Below are 18,254 nucleotides of genomic sequence, written 5' to 3'. Positions count from 1 at the left end.
CTGAGGCTTGGAAGCCTCAGGTTCTTTTCCTGAAAGATACAAATTTTTGTTGTCGGATCAAACATGCTGATACGTAGCGAAGCAATCTTCTCCCCCCTTGCGCCGAACGAACCGTTGAGCGCATCGCATTTAGCTGCGATGAACCTTGAGGACGGGAGTGTCGTGGCTGTTTTTGACGCTGCTGCCAACCATCAGGTCCCGGAACTGCTGCAGGCGGATTCCCAAACGGCAAGTTGCCTGTGGCAAGGAAAGGCCAAAGAACATCTCGGTGATTGCGCACCTTGGATAGGGGGGCTGCAACCGGATTCGAAAGCCTTGCAATACTTATTCACCGAAGGGCCTGCGCCCTGGCACTGGTGGACATTTTGGCCCGGCATATTGTTCCGCCCCCGGCGCAGCCCGGAGGACCTGAGACGGCATCTGAGGCGTTTAAGCCGTGTGACAGATGCGCAAGGCCAGGCATATTTCCTGCGCTTTTGGGAACCGCAGACGGCGGAATCCCTTTGGGCCTCGCATGCACAGGATCCTTCTCATGTTGCTTGGCGCTTTGGGGAAGATATTGCAGCTGTTATCTGGCCGACGTCTGAAGGCATCGCACAAGTGGAACTGCCCGACCCCGTGACGGCAGGCCCTTTGCCGGAACGGGGCATCGATGCCTACCGCCCGCTCTTCCGGACAGCGCGATGGCAGAACTTCACAAACCGCGTTTTCACTGGCCTGGGCAAAGAGGGGCCACTGTTTGATATCTTCACGCAGCAAGAGGTGCAGGATATGTGCAATGCCGCACGCCAAGCCGGGTACCGGCGGGAGGGCGCAATCTGGGATGTTGTGCGTGCAGGTATTTTGCTGCGGTCGGCGGGAAGAGATTTCAGCCAGGAAACATTAGTGGCCTGGGGGGATGCTATGCCGCCGGACGATGTCAGCGCGGCCCGCCGCCTGCTGGCACGCGCCCGCTTGGTTGCAGCTGAATAGCCGGGAGAGGCCATCATGGCGGAACAGTTTGGACGGGGCGAAGCAGGTGACGATTGCGCACATTGCCCGCCCAAGACAGAAAACATTGTCATTATCGGTTCAGAATTTGAGTATGAACGTGCCGGTTTCCAGCTGAAGCTGATGTTTCTGGCCTGCGGCTACGCAACCGCATCAGGCGTGCGGGTGCCTCCAGGATGGACAACAGCAGACCGGACAACGATTGGTTATGTGAACCGGGGCTACAACCGCTGGGAGCTGCTCAATCTGGACTATCTGAAGGAGACGCTGGGGGTTCGGGTTGTACCCATGACCTCTGTTTCAGACCTTACTTCTCTTTTGCGGGAACGGGGCGAGGGCTCAGAACGGCATGAGATCAAGAACCTGGCTCTGTATTGCCATGGTTTGCCAAGCTATTTGTCGCTCAACTACGACGACTGGGGAGGCGATTGGATGAATGTACGGATACATCATTTCACAGGCCTGCCTGCTGATCTGTTCGCTCAAGACGGGAAGATCTTTTCCTATGCTTGCCGGACGGCTATGGGGACTTACGGACAGGAACTCGCTGATCATTTCTCTGTGCAGGTGAGAGCATTCAAGCGGCGTACGAACTACGGAAATGTTGTTCGCGACCGTTCCCGGCATGAAGAAATTGCCATGCAAATGAGCAGGGCCCGCGAAGGGCACGAAGGAGAACGTATCGGTTTGCCGCCAAATCACGAGGCCTATCCGCACCCGGGCCTTAGTACAGGAAGGATACCCGTGATCGCAGATGGTGGTGAAGCGGAAGGAATTAATGACTATGCCTTGTGGCGGCTGAATGGAGCACGTGCCTTGCCAATAAGCGGGAGTACGCCGGAAGATCAGCCTTCGGGGGTGTTCACGTTGGAGCCTAGCTAGAATGACCCGCTCCCGACTGGTTGTTGCCACCCTCACATGTTTTGCTGTTCTTACTTTTGCCGGAAGTCAATTTATGGATGATACCGCCCCACTAGACCGCTGCCACCATGTTGAACCCGCTGAATGGAATGAGTTGGCAGCGAACTTTCAGCGTCAAACGATCACCAAACCAGCGGCCCCATTCCGCGATCTGGAGTTTGTTCTTGATCCTCCGTTTTACTTGAAACCGGACGATATTCTGATTTTCAACGCCTACGCTGACGGTCGTGGCATTGACCATGTTGTCTTTGACGGCAACATCCCTGCCGATGGGCGTATTCACGCACGCCTTGCCGTTGCCGCAAACTCTTCGGCGGAGGTTTTTTGGCTCGGAATACGGCTGTTGCGTCCTGGCACGTCCACTGTGTGCCGCTGGAGTTTGGAAGAACGCTTTGAACTGCCGCCTCCGCCGCACGCAAGCAGCTGGCGGATCAAGCTCTTGCCTGAGCGGGTTCCAACCAGTGACGGCGGGTTCCGGACAACGCTGGTTTCCCCCTTGGATTGAGAGGCAACGAAAGCCTTCATGAGCCGCCGCAGTATTTTTTGGACCGGTGCTATTTGCAGTATCTGTGCAATGCTTTTTTTCCTAGGAAACCGGTTCATGAATGATTTTGCTATTAAGAACGCCTGCCACAAGATCGAGCCAGCCGAATGGGCAGAGGTGGTCTCCAGCTATGAGCGCCGCCCGGTTGCTGCTCCCGCTGCGCCCTTCCGCGACATTGAATTCAACATAGAATTTCCGTTCCCGGTAAGTGCTGATGACACCTTACTGCTCGGGGCTTATTCGGTTGGCCGCACTATTGACCAATGGTTTCATGACGGACCGCCGCCGCGCGATGGCCGGATTGCTGCACGTTTGGCAGTTCCGGACCCGGATGCAGCCGAGGAATATTGGCTTTGGGTGGAGTTGATCCGTCCGGGCAAGTCAATGACCTGCGGCTGGTCGATGGAGGAACGCTTTGATTTGCCTGCTCCGCCGCATGCAACCCAGTGGCGTCTGGAACTTCTGCCAGACCGCATTCCGACCGGCGATGGCGGGTCCCGGCGAACCAGGATTTCACCGCTATGATACGGCGGGCTATAGTCTTTTTTGGTTGTCTCTGTTTGTGTGCCGGCGGCCTGATCGCCTATACGCAAGTCATGATCCGCATCGGCTCCGGCAGCCCGCCGGTCATGGCCGCCCCCGGCCAGCAGGCAGACATGATTGTCGTCGACAAAACCGCGCGGACGCTGACCCTGCTGCAAAAGGGCAGCCTCATCCGGGTGTACAAAGTGTCTCTCGGTGCCCATCCCCAGGGGCACAAGACGCAGGAAGGCGATGAGCGGACCCCCGAAGGCTCTTATGTGATCGATTGGCGCAACGACAATTCCATTGCGCATCTCAGCTTGCACATTTCCTACCCAAATCAGGAAGATGCCGACCAGGCTGCCGCGCGGGGCATTTCGCCAGGGGGAAACATCATGCTCCACGGCATTCTCAATGGATGGGGCGGTCTGGGAGGATGGCACCGGCTATGGGATTGGACAAACGGATGTATTGCAGTGACCAATGAGGAAATGCAGGAGATATGGTCTCTGGTTCCGACCGGTACGCCTATCCGCATTGAAGCGTGATACCTGCTTTCAAGACGTTTGACAGATCGTGAGTTGAGAGGCGCCTGTATGGTTCATGGATGCCCGCTTTCGGCAAGGCTGCCACAGTACTTCGCACTCACAACGGAATGGCGAAGTGCCTTGCACGAAATTCGGGCAAGGATATGCTGCGGCAGCAAGGGGGCTGACATGGGCAGTGGCCGTTCTGGGCTCGCAGCCCAATTTCGCCGCATCGGGCACGAACTCACCCTGAGCGCGGGACAAAGCTGCCGTTGACGAAGGAAGAGCGGTCAGACACTCTGATGCCGCACCGGATGAGCGAGGGAACATGGCGCGGCGCGCACTCTTTCCGGCCAGAGAGTCACGGGCAACGGCTGACCAGATCAAGCTTTCACCGGGGGTCATTTCTGGCAACCATGTCTTTGTGACGGGCATGACTGGAAGCGGCCAGGACGGCGAGACGCCAGAGAATCTGGAAGAGCAATTCCGGCAGGCATTCGAGAAGATCGGTGCAGTCCTTCGGGAAGCCGGACTGGACTTCGACTCGATTGTCGAGATGACGACCTATCATGTCGGCCTTCGGGATCACTTCGATAGGTTCTGCGCGGTCCGTTCCAAATATATTTCGGCCCCCTTTCCCGCATGGACAGCGGTTGAGGTCGCAGGATTGCGCAGGGAGGGCGTGGTCGTCGAGATCAAGGTGGTGGCCGCCATGGAGCCAAGCTAACTTTTGGGGCATGAATGGGATCGGACCAGGGTCTCATCGCGCGCCGCGCGAATGGCCGTTCCAGAACGGAATACCCCGGCCCTGCAGTTCGCGACCTGGCTCCGCCCGCGTTCTGCCTGCAGTCCAGGTGCGGCGAAAATTGTTTCAGGTGGCACTTCGTTCGCAACCATTTGCACGTGGCTCTTTCAGCGCGAGCATCTGATAGCTAATCCTGGAAGAATGAGAAAACCTGTTGTGCTACTTGGCTACCAATTCAGCGTCTACAGTCGTATTGCGCGCGTGGCACTACACGAAAAGGGTGTCCCGTTTGAAGAGTGACGCGGATTATGTGCGTGGCCTGCGTCAGAAATGGGAGCCGGAAGATGAGGCGCGGCTGTCAGGGATCTCGCGTGGGGTAATGTGCAGCGGACCGAAAAAGGATTGAGACCCCTCATTTGGCACGTTAGCATGGAAACTCAATCTCTAGTTTGGGCGTTTTGGCGAGACTTTGGCAGGTGAGAATGTCTCCTTGCTCAATGTCTCTTTCGGTAAGAGCCATTTGCGTTCGCATGCGAACCTTGCCTGATTTAAGCCGCGCCTTGCAAGCACCGCAGACCCCGGACTGGCAGCTGTAGGGAGGTTTCAGCCCGAATGCGAGCGCCGCCTCCAACAATGTCTGATTTTCGGCCACCGCAATGCTCTGGCGGCTGCCGTTCAGGGTAAATGAGGCTGTGGTGGCAATGCCTTTGATCGCGGTAACGGTTTCCATTTCACCACCGCCGAAGCTCTCCAGGCGAATGCGGCCTGCAGGCACATCCAGTGCCATCAAAGCGTCGCGCACACTTTTGTTCATCGCCCCCGGGCCGCAGATCCAATATCTTACGTCCTGCGCCACCGGCGGGGTTTCCGCGAAGGCTGCACTGATGGCCTCAGCACCGATACGGCCACTGCGCCAGGGGGAAAACCAGCTCCACATCGACGGTAACGAGAGCATATAACGCAGAGTGAATCGATCCGGGTGTTCGTCGGCGAGTGCGTCCAATTCCTCTCGGAAAAGGATCGTGTCAGCAGTTTTGTTGCCAAATATCAGGTGGGCAACTGAATGCGGTTCATGCACCAGGAGCTCTTTGATCATAGCGAACAGGGGCGTAATTCCGCTGCCGCCGCCAAAGAAATAGTGGGTGCGGCGCGCCATCGGGTCGGGCTGGAGAGAAAACTGCCCTAGTGGCGGCATCGCCTCCACGGATTGGTCGGCCTTTAGGCTGTCTGCGATATGGTTCGAAACCACACCGTCTTTGAGCCGCTTGACCGTGATGCGCAGAGGAGCACCGGGCGGGTTGGAGATTGTGTAACAGCGGCGGTGTTCTTTGCCGTCGATCTTAAACCGCAAGGGCAAATGCTGCCCGGCTCTCCAGCTAAAGGTTTCGTTCAGCTCCGGCGGCACGGCAAAGGTAACGCTGGCGGCGTTGCCGCCAATCTCCTGGCGGATGCCTGCAATGGTAAGGGTATGAAATCGGGTATTCATTGCGGCCTCAGCGGTAGTCATACGTGGAAGTCAGCGACCGTATCAGAGGCCGCCCAGCAAGAGTGGTGATGTCAAAGCGGTCGGTCTGGGTCATCACCCCATCATATTTACCCCAGACATAGCTGACCTGTGTCCGGGCGGTAATGACACTTGCGCTGCCTTCTGGGGTAACTTCCAGCACCGCTTCGGATCGGCCGGTTTCCTTATAGCCTTGCATGGCTTCCATGAGCCTGGGGTCCTCGGTCCAGTTGGGCTGAACTTCCCATTCGGACAATGAATAGCTGAATTTCCAGTCTGGTGCGCCCGTGCCCAATTGAACGATAATGCTATGGGTGGCTTCCGGGTGCCAATCGTGCCAGTGCGCGGCAGGCACCGAGATTGCAGAATAATGGCGTTTGACTAGGTCTTCAGGCGTGCCCCTAGGGGCTGCAATTGCCAGCCCGGCAGCAAGAAAAGTTCCGATTGCGGTAGCAGTGACGCGTTTCATTCAGCGGCCTCCATTTTGTTGATGCGTGCAGTGATTTCGGACAGGCGCGAAAGCGTTTGCAGGGTCATCGGCAGGATCAGAGCGCTTTCAACGAAGTCCCAGCTGTAGGTGACGATAGAAAACACGCCGCCAGCAGAGACTCCCAGCGATTGGGTCGCAAACCAAAGGTTGAACATCTCCATGCCGAGGAGGGCGGCGAGGATCATTCCGTAGATCAGGCCCTCGGTGTCAGAGATGCGGATTTCTGATTTGCGTAATGAAAGAAGATGCGCCCCCAGCCGCGGGGGCGATCGGGTTTCCAGCACGCCAACCTGCTGCTCAGCCCGCGCGTTGAGAGCTGCATTCAGGCGGAAAAACCTTTTGTGCGCCAGTGTATAAGTCAGCATGGTTGCTGCCAACGCCGCCAACGCAGCCAATGCCAGCACTGGGTGGAAACCTGCCAGAATGACAACTGCGGCAAGGACCCGGATAACTGCCGTCATGCTCTGAGGAGCCTCGGATTCCAGGAAATCCACAAGCTCGCGCCCCATGCCAAGTCGCGCGTTAAGCCGCGTGACAGGAGTGCCTCCCGATCTCTTTGCTAGCTCTTTGCCGAGTTCGACCCGCATAACGCCATAGGCGCGGGTGTCGTACACCCGGCGCAGGGTGCCAAGGAGGACAAGCCCGCCCAACACCGCACCAAGTTGGATGAACGCTTCGAAATTTGCGGCCAGCAGCCCGTCGATGGCCTTCCCTATCAGCAAGGGGATTAGCGCGAACATCATCACTTCGGCCAGGGTCAGTCCCCAGGTGACACTGACCTGCGGCCAGAAAGCCCCCAGCAGCCCTTGCAGGGTGAGCGGCCTGCCTGTCAGCCGTCCAGAGGGACGCCTTGTAGAGGACCTCATGCGTTTCGGGCCTCCTGCGCTGCAATGAAGTCCAGCACAGCTTGCTGGTGCCGGGTGACCGGACTTTCGCCCGCGGCCGCCGGGCCGACCTCAAAATAGGGGCTTTGCAGAGATTTCTGCTGCTGCTCGCACGCATAGATGTCCTCGGCGGTGAAATCGCCCGACGCCATTGGGTCATCTTCGTCCGAAACGTCATCCCCTTCGTATTTCGCGCCGCCGAAGTCTTTCCAGAAACTGTGGCTGCTCCAAGCCTGCTTGCTGTAGTCCCAGTCTGAGACGTTGGCGAGTTTCGTGCGGTTTTCGACCCGCGTCAGTTCCGGGCCCAAAGGAGTGATAGTGAACAGGTTCCAGCTGTCTTCGCTGGCACCGATGCCGATGCCGGGAAACAGCATTGGAACCCAAGTGCCGCGATGCGGTTCAGGGATCACCCGCGGGGTTGGCAGGTTTTTTTCCAGCTCCTTGCCATAGGCCTCGCTGGGAGGTTCCCAGAAATGGTAGTGCGGCCCTACCCAGCCGTATTCAGCCTGAGAATGATCGTACATGTGCAGCGTGTTCGCGTGGAGATGGCTGAGGTGATAGACGTCGATGTAATTTTCTACGACGATTTTCCAGTTGGCTTTGATCTCGTAAGAATTGCGCGCTTCGGTGTATTCCGCCAGTTCTTCGGGCTTATGAGGACCCAGATGCGGATCCACAGCACCGAACCATTGCGTCAGGCTGGAGGCCTGCGGGTCCGGATGCACAAACAGCATGCCGCGCCAGACGTCGACACTTGCAGGCTTCAGGCCAAGGCAGCTCTTGTCGATACCGTTTGGATACTCGCGCTCCTCGTCGGGAACCGAGATCAAGTTGCCTTCCAGATCATAGGTCCAGTCGTGATAGGGGCAGGTCAGCGCCTTCTGCGATTTGCCGACAGCCCGGATCAGCTGGGTTCCGCGATGGCGGCAGATGTTGTGAAAGGCACGCAGACGGCGGTCGCGGCCCATCACAATGAAGAGGTTGTTCAGCCCGGCCTGAACTGAGATGTAGTGGCCAGGCTCCGGCACATCTTCTGCAAGCCCGGCATAACGCCAGCTGCGGGAAAAGATCAGAGCTTGTTCATGGTCGAACCATTCCTGCGACGTGTAAGCGGAGACGGGGAGGTTGTGATACATACGGGTCATTTTGCTGCCTCAGACAAGCCATGGGGCGTATTGCGGGTACAGGCTGGCCGCGATCATCATGACCCCGGCTAAAGCCCAGAGGATTACCACTGCCCAGAACAGCAGAGGATCCTTGCTGCGGCTGACTTCAAAAACGAAATGGGCTTGCCCGCTTATCACAGCAGGGACCAGCCACCACAGAAACAAAAGCCCCCAAATCCAATAGATGCCAAGAACTGCAGCAGCCCCGAGGATCGGAAAGGCGATGTAGTTCAAAATCCTTTGGCGGTTCATGCCGGAACCTCCAAAGTGCGCGCCAGAAGCAGGGCTGCCTGTTTCAGCTCCCGCCGCCATTCCGCGGGTGGTGAAAGCGGTGAAAGGGAATCGAGCGTCACGAAACATGACGAGATACCTTGTGCCACAGCCCGGGTCTTTGCGGGGGCTGCCGCGGGCACAATCCGGTGCAAAGTGTCGCTAAGCACTTTCAGAAACTGCTCGAGGCTGTCCAGCAGGTCAGCCCGCATTTCCGGGTTCTCGCCTGAGGAGACTGACAGCCCCTGCCAGGCGAGCAGTAGCCTGGGATCATTGACTGCATCCTCAGTAAACAAGAGTTCAACCATGTCATCCGCGTTTAGTGCGCCGGCCAATGCAACAGCCAGCGTATCCGTCAGCTCGTTGAAAGTCTCAACGACATGAGCGTTCAGAGCAGCAACCATTTGATCACGATTGCCGAGGTAGTGACGCAGAAGCGGGCGCTTAACTCCGGCTTCTGCGGCGATCCGTTCTTGTGTTGCCCCTTCCAGCCCAAAGCGGGCAACGCAAGTCAGGTAGGCGTCTAGGATTTCCTCGGAACGCTGGTCTTTCAAACTAGGGCGCGGCATGGCAGCTCCATTAATTGTCACTTTTGACAATAATGGTGTTGGATTGATTGTCAATATTGAAAAATATACGTTCGCTCTGTCCTTGCGCCTCAGCAAGCCTCCCCAGAAATTGCGATTGACGGCTCCGCCGTGTGCTGTCGAAAATTGTTTACTTGCAATGCTGTACGATGAGCCAAGGTCCCCAAAAGCGGGCTGCATGACGGCCTTGATACAGGCTGTTGACGGTCAGCTATGGGTCGGCTGTGCCGGTGAGGTGCTAACTGCATAAATTGGTCCACTGAAAGGCCTTGGCTGGTCGTTTCGACCAGTTAAGGAGGGGGCAAAAGCTCCGGTAAGCGCCTTTGTTGAGCCAAAATGCTGAAGGGCGGGCGAGAGTTTCTATAGGACCAATGTCTCTCACGCCCGCCAGCAGAATATTTAGCCAGGCTATTGATGCGTCCGTGTCTTTTGCGGGTCGTAGACCGGGCTGCCAACCACTGTTGCGGCGGTTTGAAGAGTCTCGCTTTTAAGCCGCAGAACCGATCCCGCGTCGATCCCAGGGCGGACATGTGCCAGCGCCAGCGATTTGCCCATCCGTTGCGAATAGCAGGGGCTGTTGATCACGCCGATCTCTTCACCATCCAGCAGCAAGGTCTCTCCGCCCGCCACCATGTCCGAATGATCAATATCGAGGCAGACGTTTGAAGTCTTTTCGCGGCCCTTCGACGCCATCACCGCCTCTCTGCCGCGGAAGTCGCCCTTCGTGGCGCTGACTGTGAAACCCAGGCCGACCTCCCATGGAGTGTGCACCTCGGTCATGTCATAGCCGTAGAACAGCAATCCCGCTTCTATCCGCACCTTGTCGAGCGCGGTGAAAGAGCACGGCATGACACCCGCCTCTGCCAGCTTGTCCCAGATATCAATAATCACTGCGGCGCTGGCAAAGATCTCATAGCCGCGTTCGCCCGAATAGCCGGTGCGCGAGATCCGGCAGGGGTGGCCAAACAGGGTTGCCGGGGCGTGTTCAAAATACCGCAGCCCGGCAAGATCGATGTCGCAAAGGGCGTTCAGGATGTCCAGCGCCGCCGGACCCTGGACCGAGACGTCGTGCAGGTCGTCGGTGAACTCCAGCCAGACGTCACGGCCCTTTGCCGAGGCTTGCAGCAGCGCCATGGTATCGCCGGATCCATGCACGATCATCCACTCATCGCCGCCGTTGTTCGAGACAATGGCGTCGTCGGCAATGCCGCCCGCTTCGGTCAAAACGCAGAGGTAGGCAGCTTTGCCCGGCGCCAGTTTGGACAGGTCGCGTGTGGTCAAGTGATCCAGCACGGCCTGCGCGTCCTTGCCGCGGACAAACACCTTCTTCAGCGGGGACATATCGAACATGCCGGCACGCTCGCGCACTGCGTCGTGTTCATCGTTCGGGTCGGTGCTGTAGGTCCAGGCGGTGCCCATACCGTTCCAGTCCTCAAGCCCTGATCCCAGGGCAATGTGGCGGGAGGCAAGCGCCGAGGTGCGGTTCAGTTCTTCGGTCATGTTTCAGGGTCCTTTCTCAATACCATTCGTCGGGCATTGCGGCTTTGCGCTCCGCCACGAAGTCATTCAGGGCTGTGCGGGTGGCTGCTGGCATTTCCGGTGGCTGAAATTCCGTCAGCATCTGACGCCATCGGGCCGCGGCCCGCTGATCAGCGGTCTGGCGGCCGTTCTCGTCCCAGGTTTCAAAGGGGCCGCCTTCGGGCACCCGCGGTTCAAAATTGGCGGTTGTGTAGTGGCGCAGGGTGTGGCTGGTGGACAGGAAGTTCTCGCCCGGTCCGGCCTCGGTATAGGCGTCGCGGCCAAAGGCCTCGTCGTCCGTGCTGAACCCCTGCAGCATCTTCAGCATGGCGCCGCAATGGTCGAGGTCCATCACGAACTTCTCGTAGGACATCACCAGCCCGCCTTCGAGCCAGCCTGCCGCGTGCCAGACCTGATGCCCGCCGGACAGGAGAGTGGCCCACATCGCACCGGCGCTGTCCTGCATCGCCTGGCCGTCGGCGGTATTGGAGGCAGTGACCTGACCGCCGCCGGACCGCACCGGCACCCCCAGCCTGCGGCCCAGCTGGCTCAGTGCCATGGTGGTGAGGTTCGCCTCCGGAGAGCCAAAAGTCAGCGCGCCGGTGCGCAGGTTCATGGAAGAATGAAAGCTGCCGAAGACGACCGGGCAGCCAGGGCGCACCAGCTGGGTGAGGGCGATACCCGCCATCGCCTCTGCCAGGGTTTGGGCGGCAACCGCTGCCGGTGAGAGCGGTCCCATGGCGCCGGCAAAGATGGCGGGCGAGATGCAGACGCATTGGTTGGCCGCTGCATAAATGCGCAGGGAGGCAGACATCACCCCGTCATAGATCAGCGGCGAATTAACGTTGATATTGGCCTGCATCACCGCGTTTTGGTCCAGGAATCCCGCGCCGAAGGCCAGCCGCGCCATCTCAACGCTTTCCTGCGCAGCTTGCAGGGAAGTGACACCGCCCATGAAGGGTTTGTCCGAAAGGGTGAGATGCGCCAGCATCATGTCCAGATGCCGCTTGTTCACCGGTACATCGGTCGGTTCAACCACGGTGCCGCCGGTATGGTGCAGGGCGGGCGACATATGCGAAAGCTTCACGAAGTTTTCGAAATCTTCCAGCGTGGCATAGCGGCGGCCTTGCTCCAGGTCGGTGACAAAGGGCGAGCCATAGCCGGGCATCAGCACTAAGTTGTCGCCACCCAAGGTCACCGTGCGGGCGGGATCACGGCCATGCAGCTGGAATTCGGCGGGAGCGGTTTTGCAAAGCTGGCGCACATGGCCCGGTTCGAAGCGGATCCGGACGCCCTCAACGCGTGCCCCGGCTGCGGCAAACAGCGCAAGTGCTGTGTCATCACCGCGGAATTCGACGCCGATATGCTCAAGGATCCAGTCCGCCTGAGCTTCGATGCGCCGGAGTGCGGTCTCGTCCAGCAGATCGTAGGCAGGGATCTGACGGCGCCTGTACACCGGTGCCGCCTGCGGCGCATTGTGCCGGGTCAGCCGCCCCCGGCGCGGCTTTCCGCGCTGAGTGATATGGGTGTCGGCGTTCATATTTTCCAACGATGCAACTCCTGGAAATGTGTTTATTGATCCATATTTTTGGGAATTTAAGCCGCCAGCAATCGATATAATTTGCCCGCAGCGTCTAGGGAATTTATACGAATTACATCATGCCCATAGAATTCCGCCATCACGACAGCCTGCGCCTGTTTGCTGAGATCGCCCGTTACCGCAGTTTTTCAGATGCGGCCGGAGCGCTGAACATGACCAAGGGCGCGGTCAGCTATCAGGTGAAAACGCTGGAGGCGGATCTGGGATTTGCGCTGTTTCATCGCAATGTCCGCGGGGTCGAGATGACGCCGGACGGAGTCAAGCTGCTGGCTGCCTGTCAAAGCCATTATGAAGAGATCGAGGCTGGTATTCTGGCCCTCAAAGGGGGCTCTGCCAAAACCCTGACGGTGGGTGTCTCCACCTATTTCGCCGCCCGCTGGTTGTCACCGCGGCTGATGTCCTTCATGCAGGCGCATCCGGATATCCAGCTCCGGCTGCAACCGATGATCCGGCTGTTCGACCTTGAAGCGCAAGGCATTGACATCGCAATCCGCTGGGGAAATGGGCAGTGGGGGGATGGCGACGTTGCGCCGTTCCTGCCTTGCCCGGCCTTTCCCGCAGGCAACGCTGCAGCCCTGGAAACGGTGGAGCGGCTCGGCTGGGAGCAAGCGGTTTCAACCTTTACGCTGCTGCGTGATCATGATGACAGCGATGCTTGGACTGACTGGCTGAATACCGCGGGGCTGCCGCACCGGACGCGCCGGGACACGCTGATCATCCCTGACCCCAATGTGCGTGTTCAGGCGGTTGCAGATGGCCAGGGGATCGCCCTGATGGACACGCTGATCGAACGGGAATTGGAGGAGGAGAAACTGTTCCGCCTGTCACCGTATATGCTGCAGGACTACGGCTACTTTCTGGTCCGCCCGCGCAAAGCGGCTTCCCAAGACTGCGCCGCGGTGTTTTCAAGATGGTTGCAAACCCAATAGACTGGCACATCTTGCTGAATTGCTTCTTCTTCCTTTTACGCGAACAGGCTTGTCTCCAATCGCGCGAGTGCGGGCCCAGCACGGTTTCGCGCTGGCCGCGAAAGTCCGAAATTGCGGGCCGCACGGCAGCAATTTGAATGCCGCACATACGGCAGCTTTGGGCCGATCATGGCGGCGGATCTCTTCGTCATCGCCATAGCTCTGCGTTGAAACCGATGTCGGCTGTGAGCAATTGCGGAAATGCTATTAAAAGCTGCGAGCGGGCGCTGCGCGAAAACCTTCTGCTCTGCCGCTAATCCGGCTTTGCTAAGCAAAACGAACTGAAATTGTCTTGGAAATGCACAAACGGCTTGAAATCGTAAACCTGCTCAGTGCGGAACCGTGTTTCCTTTTGAGGAGACTGAAGCAATGCCAGCAACCCAACCGGAAGCGGTTATTGTGATGGATGCTGGGTGCAACATGATCGGGAAGAACTGGTCCAACGTCACTACTGACCGAAGCGGTATGTGACCTTGGCTGCACTTCCGAAACGCATCGCCAGAACGATCAATTCGGATCAAGGCTAACCTGAATGCAAGCTGCTGGGCGGCGTGCAGCAATTTCATTGCAGGTCAAACCCTTTGCTCTGGCCCCCACTACGGAAGTTTTTCACAGAACCTGCCATCGGGGACACGCTTCAGGGTTCCCGCCTCCTCCTGGGCATCGCGGGTGTCGAGCTTTTCCAGCCTCAGGCCTTCATGCCGGTACACCGGCGAGCCCGCGGCAGCCATACCTCTAAGCGGCGCGGCCAAGGCGTGCTTTTTGCGGACTTGAGACGGCTGAAAGGCGCCGAACTGGCGGGGGGATCTCTGCGTCGGCGGAGAGGCTCCCGGCTTCGCACCCGGCGCGGCAAAGTTGCTCGCCAGCCGCTTTCGTCAGCCTACATCTCGACATGAGTTTTCTGGAAAGCGCGGCCGTCGCGCGTTTCGATCCTTGTCGGTCCGGGGTTGCCATGGCCCCGGTAGCGGGACAGTGCGACGTATGTTTCGGACAGCTTGCAATCATCGAGCACGGCCACGAGGTTTCTGGCCAGCCGCTGATCGGTTTTAGCAACTTCGCGCAGCGCGCCGGCATCGCAGGGTTTTGCAATAACGGCAAAAGGCTCGTCGCGGTCAAGCGCCGCTTGCAACCCGGCCAGTGTGTCGCTTGGGCTATAGCGCGATCCTGCGCGCTGCAAGAGCTGGCTGGGCGTGTCGCTGAGACACCAGACCGATCGCATCGGTGCTTGCGGGCCGGCGGCGCAATGCAGGATGAAACGTGCCTCGCTGGACCGAAGCAGGTGTGCTGCAAGCGCGGTCAGGACACCGCCCGCCGCCGCCCGGAACCGGGTGTCAGGATCGCTAGCCCAGGCCTCCTGCATCCGGTAGTAACCCCCAGACTGCGTCCCAGAGCGGGGCGGTTTCGCCGTTGGGGCGGGCAACCGCCCCGGTGCAGGCCTGCAGTATCTCCGCATCAGATCCTGCGACCATCCTGGATGGACGCAGGCGGCCCTGCGGCGTATGGGCCACTTTCCAGCGTTCAGGCGTCAGGGCCTCGCACAGTCCGCAGCCGATGCATAGACCGGCTTCGACGACTTCTTTCACTGACCCGCGCTGCCGTATCCTCCAAATACTCCTGCCTAAGCCGGCGGATTGCAGAACACGCAGGCGGTGTTTGTACAGGTGATCGTAGTGCGGCCTCATCCGGTGGTGTACCCGTTGGACCCGTTCCCGCGTGTCCTCAAGACGGATGTACCTGCGCCTCTGCGGCGTCAGGCCGGTGGATTGCGCCAGGTTTGCATGAAACGACCCTCCGTCCCATCAGTTGTGAGCAAAAGGGTCGCCTCCGGCTTCCCATGTCAGTGCCTCTTGTGAGAAGGAGATGCCAACTGCATCGCAGAAGGCGCGTGCCAACTCCTCCGAGTATTCCAGCAGGTCGTCACTGTCGACAACCGGCGGAGTTTTGCCTTTCAGCGCCGTCAGCAATTCGAACAAGGCCCGCTGCTCGGGGAACCCGACTTCCAGCCGGGCCACTTGTGGTGCATAGACGTGATGGTTTTAGCCGGATTGCGGATCAGAAAAGCATGGGTGAAATGGGAGAGGGCCGCGTACCACATGTGATTGATGTAACGCGGAAAATCCTTGATGAAGACCGGGCCCTTGCGCGCCCGTATCCCGGATGCCGCCCTAAGCGCTGTCCAAAGTCAGGTTGGGGGTTGTCTTTTCCCCCTTCCTGAAACGCGGCCAGAGCGGGTCCTCTCCCTAATACCAGGCTTAGCCAAAAGGTTCGTGCAGGCAGACAAGGTTACCGCGTTGCTGAATCATCCATTCGAAGGCGGTGAAACTGGAGCTGGGAATGGCCCAGAGGGCAACGATCTTGTGCATGGTCAGTCTTTCAGTGAGGAGAGCAAACTGCCCTGTTCGGTTTCCGGTGCAATTCCGAGGGTTTTGAAGATCCGCCAGTAAAGCGCGATGTCATGGCCGATGACCGGCTTGCCCTGGCGCTCCTCCAACGCGGCGGCAATATGGATCGGGCGCTGAGCAATCCCGTCCGAGGGGCGGCGGTAGTTGCTCATCCCGTTGATCAGGTACAGATCTTCACCCGGCTCATCGACGGATCATAAAGAGGTGAGAGCTGCACCTTGCAGGGGACGCGTTCGGTGGCGACCTCCAACTCGTAGTCCCCGCTCAGCACGTATTCGGCATCCACGCCATCGGGATTGCGGATGTAGCCGTAGCCGATGGACTGCCCGACGGTGTGGCCATAGCCGCCGGAAGTCAGCCAGCCGGCGCGCTTGCCGTTGCGGTAGATCGTCTCGCGGCCCAGGAGCACCACGCCCGGATCTGTGGTGAAACAGGCGAGCATCTTCTTGACGCCTTGCGCCTTCTGCTCTTCGGCGGCGGTACGACCCTTGAATGGGATATCCTTACTGAGCTTGACCGCCCAGCCGAGCCCGGCCTCGAACGGGGTGTGGTCGGGGCCGATGTCCGATCCCCAGGCGCGATAGCCTTTTTCCAGACGAAGGGATTCGATCGAGCGGTAGCCGGCATTGACCAGCCCGTGCGGTTTGCCTGCCTCCATCAGCGTGGCATAGACGGTATGGGCGTATTCCACCGGCAGGTGCAGTTCCCAGCCAAGCTCGCCCACATAGGTCACGCGGAGCGCCTGCACCGGGCAGCCGGCGATGCCGATGGTGCGGATGGTGCCGAACTTGAACTCGTCGTTGGAGACATCGTCGCGGGTGACAGCGGCGAGGATGCTGCGCGCCTTCGGCCCCATCAGCGACAGCACCGCGTTGGAGGAGGTGATATCGAACAGCTGGCAGTTCATGCCGTCGGGGATATTGCGACGGATCCAGTCGAAGTCATGGGTGGCGTAACCGGTGCCGGTGACGATGTAGAACTCGTCATGCGCGACGCGGCCCACCGTGAGATCGCATTCGATGCCGCCCTTGTCATTCAGCATCTGGGTGTAGGTCAGAGTTCCCACCGGCTTGTTCACGTCGTTGGCGCAGATCCAGTTCATCGCGGCCAGCGCATCCGGGCCTTTCAGCGAGAATTTGGCAAAGGATGTCTGGTCATACAGCACTGCCGCCTTGCGCGCCGCCTTGTGCTCGCGGCCCACTGCGTCGAACCAATTCTGGCGGCCGAAGCTGTAGACGTCCTTGGGAGTTTCGCCACGGGCGGCATCGGCAAACCAGTTCGGGCGCTCCCAGCCGAGTTTCTCGCCAAAGCACGCCCCCTGGCTTTTCAGCGTGTCGTACAGCGGCGACTTGCGGCAGGGGCGGCCGCTGTCGTGCTCTTCATACGGCCAGGCCATGGTGTAATGCTTGCCGTAGGCTTCCACCGTGCGGGTGCGGACCCAGTCGGTGTCAAAATGCGGGCGGCCAAAGCGGCGAATGTCAGCGGACCAGAGGTCAAACGGCGGCTCGCCGTTCTTCACCCATTCCGCCAGTGCCATACCGGCGCCGCCGCCCGCGGCGATGCCAAACGCGTTGAAGCCCGCGCCAACATAGAAGTTCCGCAGCTCCGGCGCCTCGCCGATGATGAAGTTGCCGTCGGGGGTGAAGCTTTCCGGCCCGTTGGTCAGGGTTTTGATGCCGGCGTTTTCCAGTGCCGGCACCCGGCCAAGCGCCTGTTCCATCAACTGCTCGAAATGGTCGAAGTTGCTGTCCAAAAGGGTGTAGTGGAAACCCTGCGGGATGCCGTCAGTGGCCCAGGGGATCGGGTTCGGCTCATAGCCGCCCATCACCAGCCCGCCGACCTCTTCCTTGTAGTAGGTCAGCCGGTCCGGGTCGCGCAGGGTAGGAAGGCCGGAGGGCACACCCTCAAACGGCTCGGTGACCATATACTGGTGCTCCATCGGCACCAGCGGCACGTTGACCCCGAACCGCTTGGCAAAGGTTCGGGTCCATTGGCCGGCACAGCAGATCACCTTCTCGCATTCGATGCGGCCATGTTCGGTAATCACCGCGCGGATCTTGCCGTCCTCGATCTCGATATCGGTGACTTTGGTGTCCTCAAAGATCCTGGCCCCGGCCATCCGCGCGCCCTTGGCCAGCGCCTGGGTGATGTCGGAGGGGTTGGCCTGGCCGTCGGTCGGCATGAAGGCGGCGCCGATGACGTCGGAAATATCCATCAGCGGCCACAGCTCCTGCGCCTCTTTCGGGGTCAGCAGCTCCATCTCCAGACCGAAGGAATGCGCTGTGGTGGCCTGGCGCTTGACCTCTGTCCAGCGTTCCTCGTTGCAGGCCAGCCGCAGTCCGCCGTTCATCTTCCAGCCGGTACCCAGGCCGGTTTCCTCTTCGATCTTGTTGTAGAGATCGACCGAATACCCCAGCAGCTGGGTGATGTTGGCGTTCGAGCGCAGCTGCCCAACCAACCCGGCGGCGTGGAAGGTAGTGCCCGAGGTCAGCTTTTTCCGCTCCAGCAAAACGGTGTCGGTCCAGCCCAGCTTGGCCAGGTGGTAGGCAGTGGAGCAGCCGATGATGCCGCCGCCGATGATGACTGCCTTGGCAGTTGAGGGAAGTTCAGTCATGT

Annotated in this window: 19 protein-coding genes; 7 read left to right on the top strand and 12 right to left on the bottom strand. The window is 59.3% G+C overall.

Annotation, left to right across the window (positions count from 1 at the left end; translation table 11 throughout):
- The first annotated feature begins 63 nt into the window (after positions 1 to 63).
- From RA26_RS22495 to RA26_RS17880, 6 genes are all read left to right on the top strand, one after another.
- Positions 64 to 972, top strand: a complete 909-nt coding sequence (locus RA26_RS22495; protein WP_082015869.1) for a DUF4123 domain-containing protein — start codon at positions 64 to 66, stop codon at positions 970 to 972.
- 15 nt (positions 973 to 987) lie between these two features.
- Positions 988 to 1,872, top strand: a complete 885-nt coding sequence (locus RA26_RS17900; protein WP_039185924.1) for a hypothetical protein — start codon at positions 988 to 990, stop codon at positions 1,870 to 1,872.
- Between the two features lies 1 nt (position 1,873).
- Positions 1,874 to 2,416 carry a hypothetical protein gene (locus tag RA26_RS17895; RefSeq protein ID WP_152612657.1) on the top strand — a complete coding sequence of 181 codons (543 nt, stop codon included), beginning with the start codon at positions 1,874 to 1,876 and terminating at the stop codon, positions 2,414 to 2,416.
- 18 nt (positions 2,417 to 2,434) lie between these two features.
- A complete protein-coding gene (locus tag RA26_RS17890) occupies positions 2,435 to 2,980 on the top strand; it encodes a hypothetical protein (RefSeq protein ID WP_152612656.1) in 546 nt (181 codons plus the stop codon).
- 71 nt (positions 2,981 to 3,051) lie between these two features.
- The gene (locus tag RA26_RS17885) at positions 3,052 to 3,525 is read left to right on the top strand and encodes a L,D-transpeptidase family protein (protein WP_241482680.1); all 474 of its coding nucleotides are present in this window, start codon (positions 3,052 to 3,054) and stop codon (positions 3,523 to 3,525) included.
- Between the two features lie 307 nt (positions 3,526 to 3,832).
- Positions 3,833 to 4,231 carry a RidA family protein gene (locus tag RA26_RS17880; RefSeq protein WP_039185919.1) on the top strand — a complete coding sequence of 133 codons (399 nt, stop codon included), beginning with the start codon at positions 3,833 to 3,835 and terminating at the stop codon, positions 4,229 to 4,231.
- 442 nt (positions 4,232 to 4,673) lie between these two features.
- On the opposite strand, the gene RA26_RS17875 is transcribed toward RA26_RS17880, so the two are convergent.
- The 8 genes from RA26_RS17875 to RA26_RS17840 form a co-directional block, all read right to left on the bottom strand.
- A complete protein-coding gene (locus tag RA26_RS17875; protein ID WP_039185918.1) occupies positions 4,674 to 5,735 on the bottom strand; it encodes a ferredoxin--NADP reductase in 1,062 nt (353 codons plus the stop codon).
- A 7-nt stretch (positions 5,736 to 5,742) separates the two neighbouring features.
- Positions 5,743 to 6,222 carry a hypothetical protein gene (locus tag RA26_RS17870; protein ID WP_039185917.1) on the bottom strand — a complete coding sequence of 160 codons (480 nt, stop codon included), beginning with the start codon at positions 6,220 to 6,222 and terminating at the stop codon, positions 5,743 to 5,745.
- On the bottom strand, positions 6,219 to 7,109 hold the full coding sequence (locus RA26_RS17865) for an ABC transporter six-transmembrane domain-containing protein (protein WP_052272480.1): 891 nt from the start codon (positions 7,107 to 7,109) through the stop codon (positions 6,219 to 6,221). Before RA26_RS17865 ends, RA26_RS17870 begins: the two co-directional genes overlap by 4 nt.
- Positions 7,106 to 8,272 carry an aromatic ring-hydroxylating oxygenase subunit alpha gene (locus tag RA26_RS17860; protein ID WP_039185916.1) on the bottom strand — a complete coding sequence of 389 codons (1,167 nt, stop codon included), beginning with the start codon at positions 8,270 to 8,272 and terminating at the stop codon, positions 7,106 to 7,108. The genes RA26_RS17865 and RA26_RS17860 overlap by 4 nt, the downstream gene beginning before the upstream one ends.
- Before the next feature lie 9 nt (positions 8,273 to 8,281).
- Positions 8,282 to 8,545: a hypothetical protein gene (locus tag RA26_RS17855; protein WP_039185915.1), complete on the bottom strand. Its 264-nt coding sequence runs from the start codon at positions 8,543 to 8,545 to the stop codon at positions 8,282 to 8,284.
- Positions 8,542 to 9,186, bottom strand: a complete 645-nt coding sequence (locus RA26_RS22180; protein ID WP_193747636.1) for a TetR/AcrR family transcriptional regulator — start codon at positions 9,184 to 9,186, stop codon at positions 8,542 to 8,544. Before RA26_RS22180 ends, RA26_RS17855 begins: the two co-directional genes overlap by 4 nt.
- Before the next feature lie 372 nt (positions 9,187 to 9,558).
- On the bottom strand, positions 9,559 to 10,650 hold the full coding sequence (locus tag RA26_RS17845; protein WP_039185913.1) for an aminomethyltransferase family protein: 1,092 nt from the start codon (positions 10,648 to 10,650) through the stop codon (positions 9,559 to 9,561).
- 16 nt (positions 10,651 to 10,666) lie between these two features.
- Positions 10,667 to 12,208, bottom strand: coding sequence for a trimethylamine methyltransferase family protein (locus tag RA26_RS17840; RefSeq protein WP_039185912.1), 1,542 nt, complete (start codon positions 12,206 to 12,208; stop codon positions 10,667 to 10,669).
- 119 nt (positions 12,209 to 12,327) lie between these two features.
- Between RA26_RS17840 and RA26_RS17835 the strand changes: the two genes are divergently transcribed.
- Positions 12,328 to 13,197, top strand: coding sequence for a LysR substrate-binding domain-containing protein (locus RA26_RS17835; RefSeq protein ID WP_052272478.1), 870 nt, complete (start codon positions 12,328 to 12,330; stop codon positions 13,195 to 13,197).
- A 919-nt stretch (positions 13,198 to 14,116) separates the two neighbouring features.
- Here RA26_RS17835 and RA26_RS17830 read toward each other — a convergent pair.
- The 4 genes from RA26_RS17830 to RA26_RS17815 form a co-directional block, all read right to left on the bottom strand.
- A complete protein-coding gene (locus tag RA26_RS17830) occupies positions 14,117 to 14,596 on the bottom strand; it encodes a coenzyme F420 hydrogenase/dehydrogenase beta subunit N-terminal domain-containing protein (RefSeq protein WP_039185911.1) in 480 nt (159 codons plus the stop codon).
- A 439-nt stretch (positions 14,597 to 15,035) separates the two neighbouring features.
- The gene (locus RA26_RS23105) at positions 15,036 to 15,248 is read right to left on the bottom strand and encodes a hypothetical protein (protein WP_206540443.1); all 213 of its coding nucleotides are present in this window, start codon (positions 15,246 to 15,248) and stop codon (positions 15,036 to 15,038) included.
- Positions 15,249 to 15,601: 353 nt separating this feature from the next.
- Positions 15,602 to 15,790 (bottom strand): hypothetical protein, encoded by a 189-nt coding sequence (locus tag RA26_RS17820; RefSeq protein ID WP_039185910.1) that lies wholly within the window; start codon positions 15,788 to 15,790, stop codon positions 15,602 to 15,604.
- Between the two features lie 8 nt (positions 15,791 to 15,798).
- Positions 15,799 to 18,252, bottom strand: coding sequence for a GcvT family protein (locus RA26_RS17815; RefSeq protein WP_039185909.1), 2,454 nt, complete (start codon positions 18,250 to 18,252; stop codon positions 15,799 to 15,801).
- Positions 18,253 to 18,254: the final 2 nt, after the last annotated feature.

Origin of the sequence: Leisingera sp. ANG-M7 (assembly GCF_000813965.1) — a bacterium.
In the GTDB taxonomy this organism is placed as follows: domain Bacteria; phylum Pseudomonadota; class Alphaproteobacteria; order Rhodobacterales; family Rhodobacteraceae; genus Leisingera.
Note: the sequence above shows the minus strand (reverse complement) of the source record. Positions and strands in the feature narration are given on the sequence as shown.

Excerpts from the sequence above, each read along its gene's own strand:
- RA26_RS22495 (WP_082015869.1), top strand. The coding sequence starts at position 64 with ATGCTGATACGTAGCGAAGCAATCTTCTCCCCCCTTGCGCCGAACGAA.
- RA26_RS17900 (WP_039185924.1), top strand. The coding sequence starts at position 988 with ATGGCGGAACAGTTTGGACGGGGCGAAGCAGGTGACGATTGCGCACAT.
- RA26_RS17895 (WP_152612657.1), top strand. The coding sequence starts at position 1,874 with ATGACCCGCTCCCGACTGGTTGTTGCCACCCTCACATGTTTTGCTGTT.
- RA26_RS17890 (WP_152612656.1), top strand. The coding sequence starts at position 2,435 with ATGAGCCGCCGCAGTATTTTTTGGACCGGTGCTATTTGCAGTATCTGT.
- RA26_RS17885 (WP_241482680.1), top strand. The coding sequence starts at position 3,052 with ATGATCCGCATCGGCTCCGGCAGCCCGCCGGTCATGGCCGCCCCCGGC.
- RA26_RS17880 (WP_039185919.1), top strand. The coding sequence starts at position 3,833 with ATGGCGCGGCGCGCACTCTTTCCGGCCAGAGAGTCACGGGCAACGGCT.
- RA26_RS17875 (WP_039185918.1), bottom strand. The coding sequence starts at position 5,735 with ATGAATACCCGATTTCATACCCTTACCATTGCAGGCATCCGCCAGGAG.
- RA26_RS17870 (WP_039185917.1), bottom strand. The coding sequence starts at position 6,222 with ATGAAACGCGTCACTGCTACCGCAATCGGAACTTTTCTTGCTGCCGGG.
- RA26_RS17865 (WP_052272480.1), bottom strand. The coding sequence starts at position 7,109 with ATGAGGTCCTCTACAAGGCGTCCCTCTGGACGGCTGACAGGCAGGCCG.
- RA26_RS17860 (WP_039185916.1), bottom strand. The coding sequence starts at position 8,272 with ATGACCCGTATGTATCACAACCTCCCCGTCTCCGCTTACACGTCGCAG.
- RA26_RS17855 (WP_039185915.1), bottom strand. The coding sequence starts at position 8,545 with ATGAACCGCCAAAGGATTTTGAACTACATCGCCTTTCCGATCCTCGGG.
- RA26_RS17845 (WP_039185913.1), bottom strand. The coding sequence starts at position 10,650 with ATGACCGAAGAACTGAACCGCACCTCGGCGCTTGCCTCCCGCCACATT.
- RA26_RS17840 (WP_039185912.1), bottom strand. The coding sequence starts at position 12,208 with ATGAACGCCGACACCCATATCACTCAGCGCGGAAAGCCGCGCCGGGGG.
- RA26_RS17835 (WP_052272478.1), top strand. The coding sequence starts at position 12,328 with ATGCCCATAGAATTCCGCCATCACGACAGCCTGCGCCTGTTTGCTGAG.
- RA26_RS17830 (WP_039185911.1), bottom strand. The coding sequence starts at position 14,596 with ATGCAGGAGGCCTGGGCTAGCGATCCTGACACCCGGTTCCGGGCGGCG.
- RA26_RS17820 (WP_039185910.1), bottom strand. The coding sequence starts at position 15,790 with ATGAGCAACTACCGCCGCCCCTCGGACGGGATTGCTCAGCGCCCGATC.
- RA26_RS17815 (WP_039185909.1), bottom strand. The coding sequence starts at position 18,252 with ATGACTGAACTTCCCTCAACTGCCAAGGCAGTCATCATCGGCGGCGGC.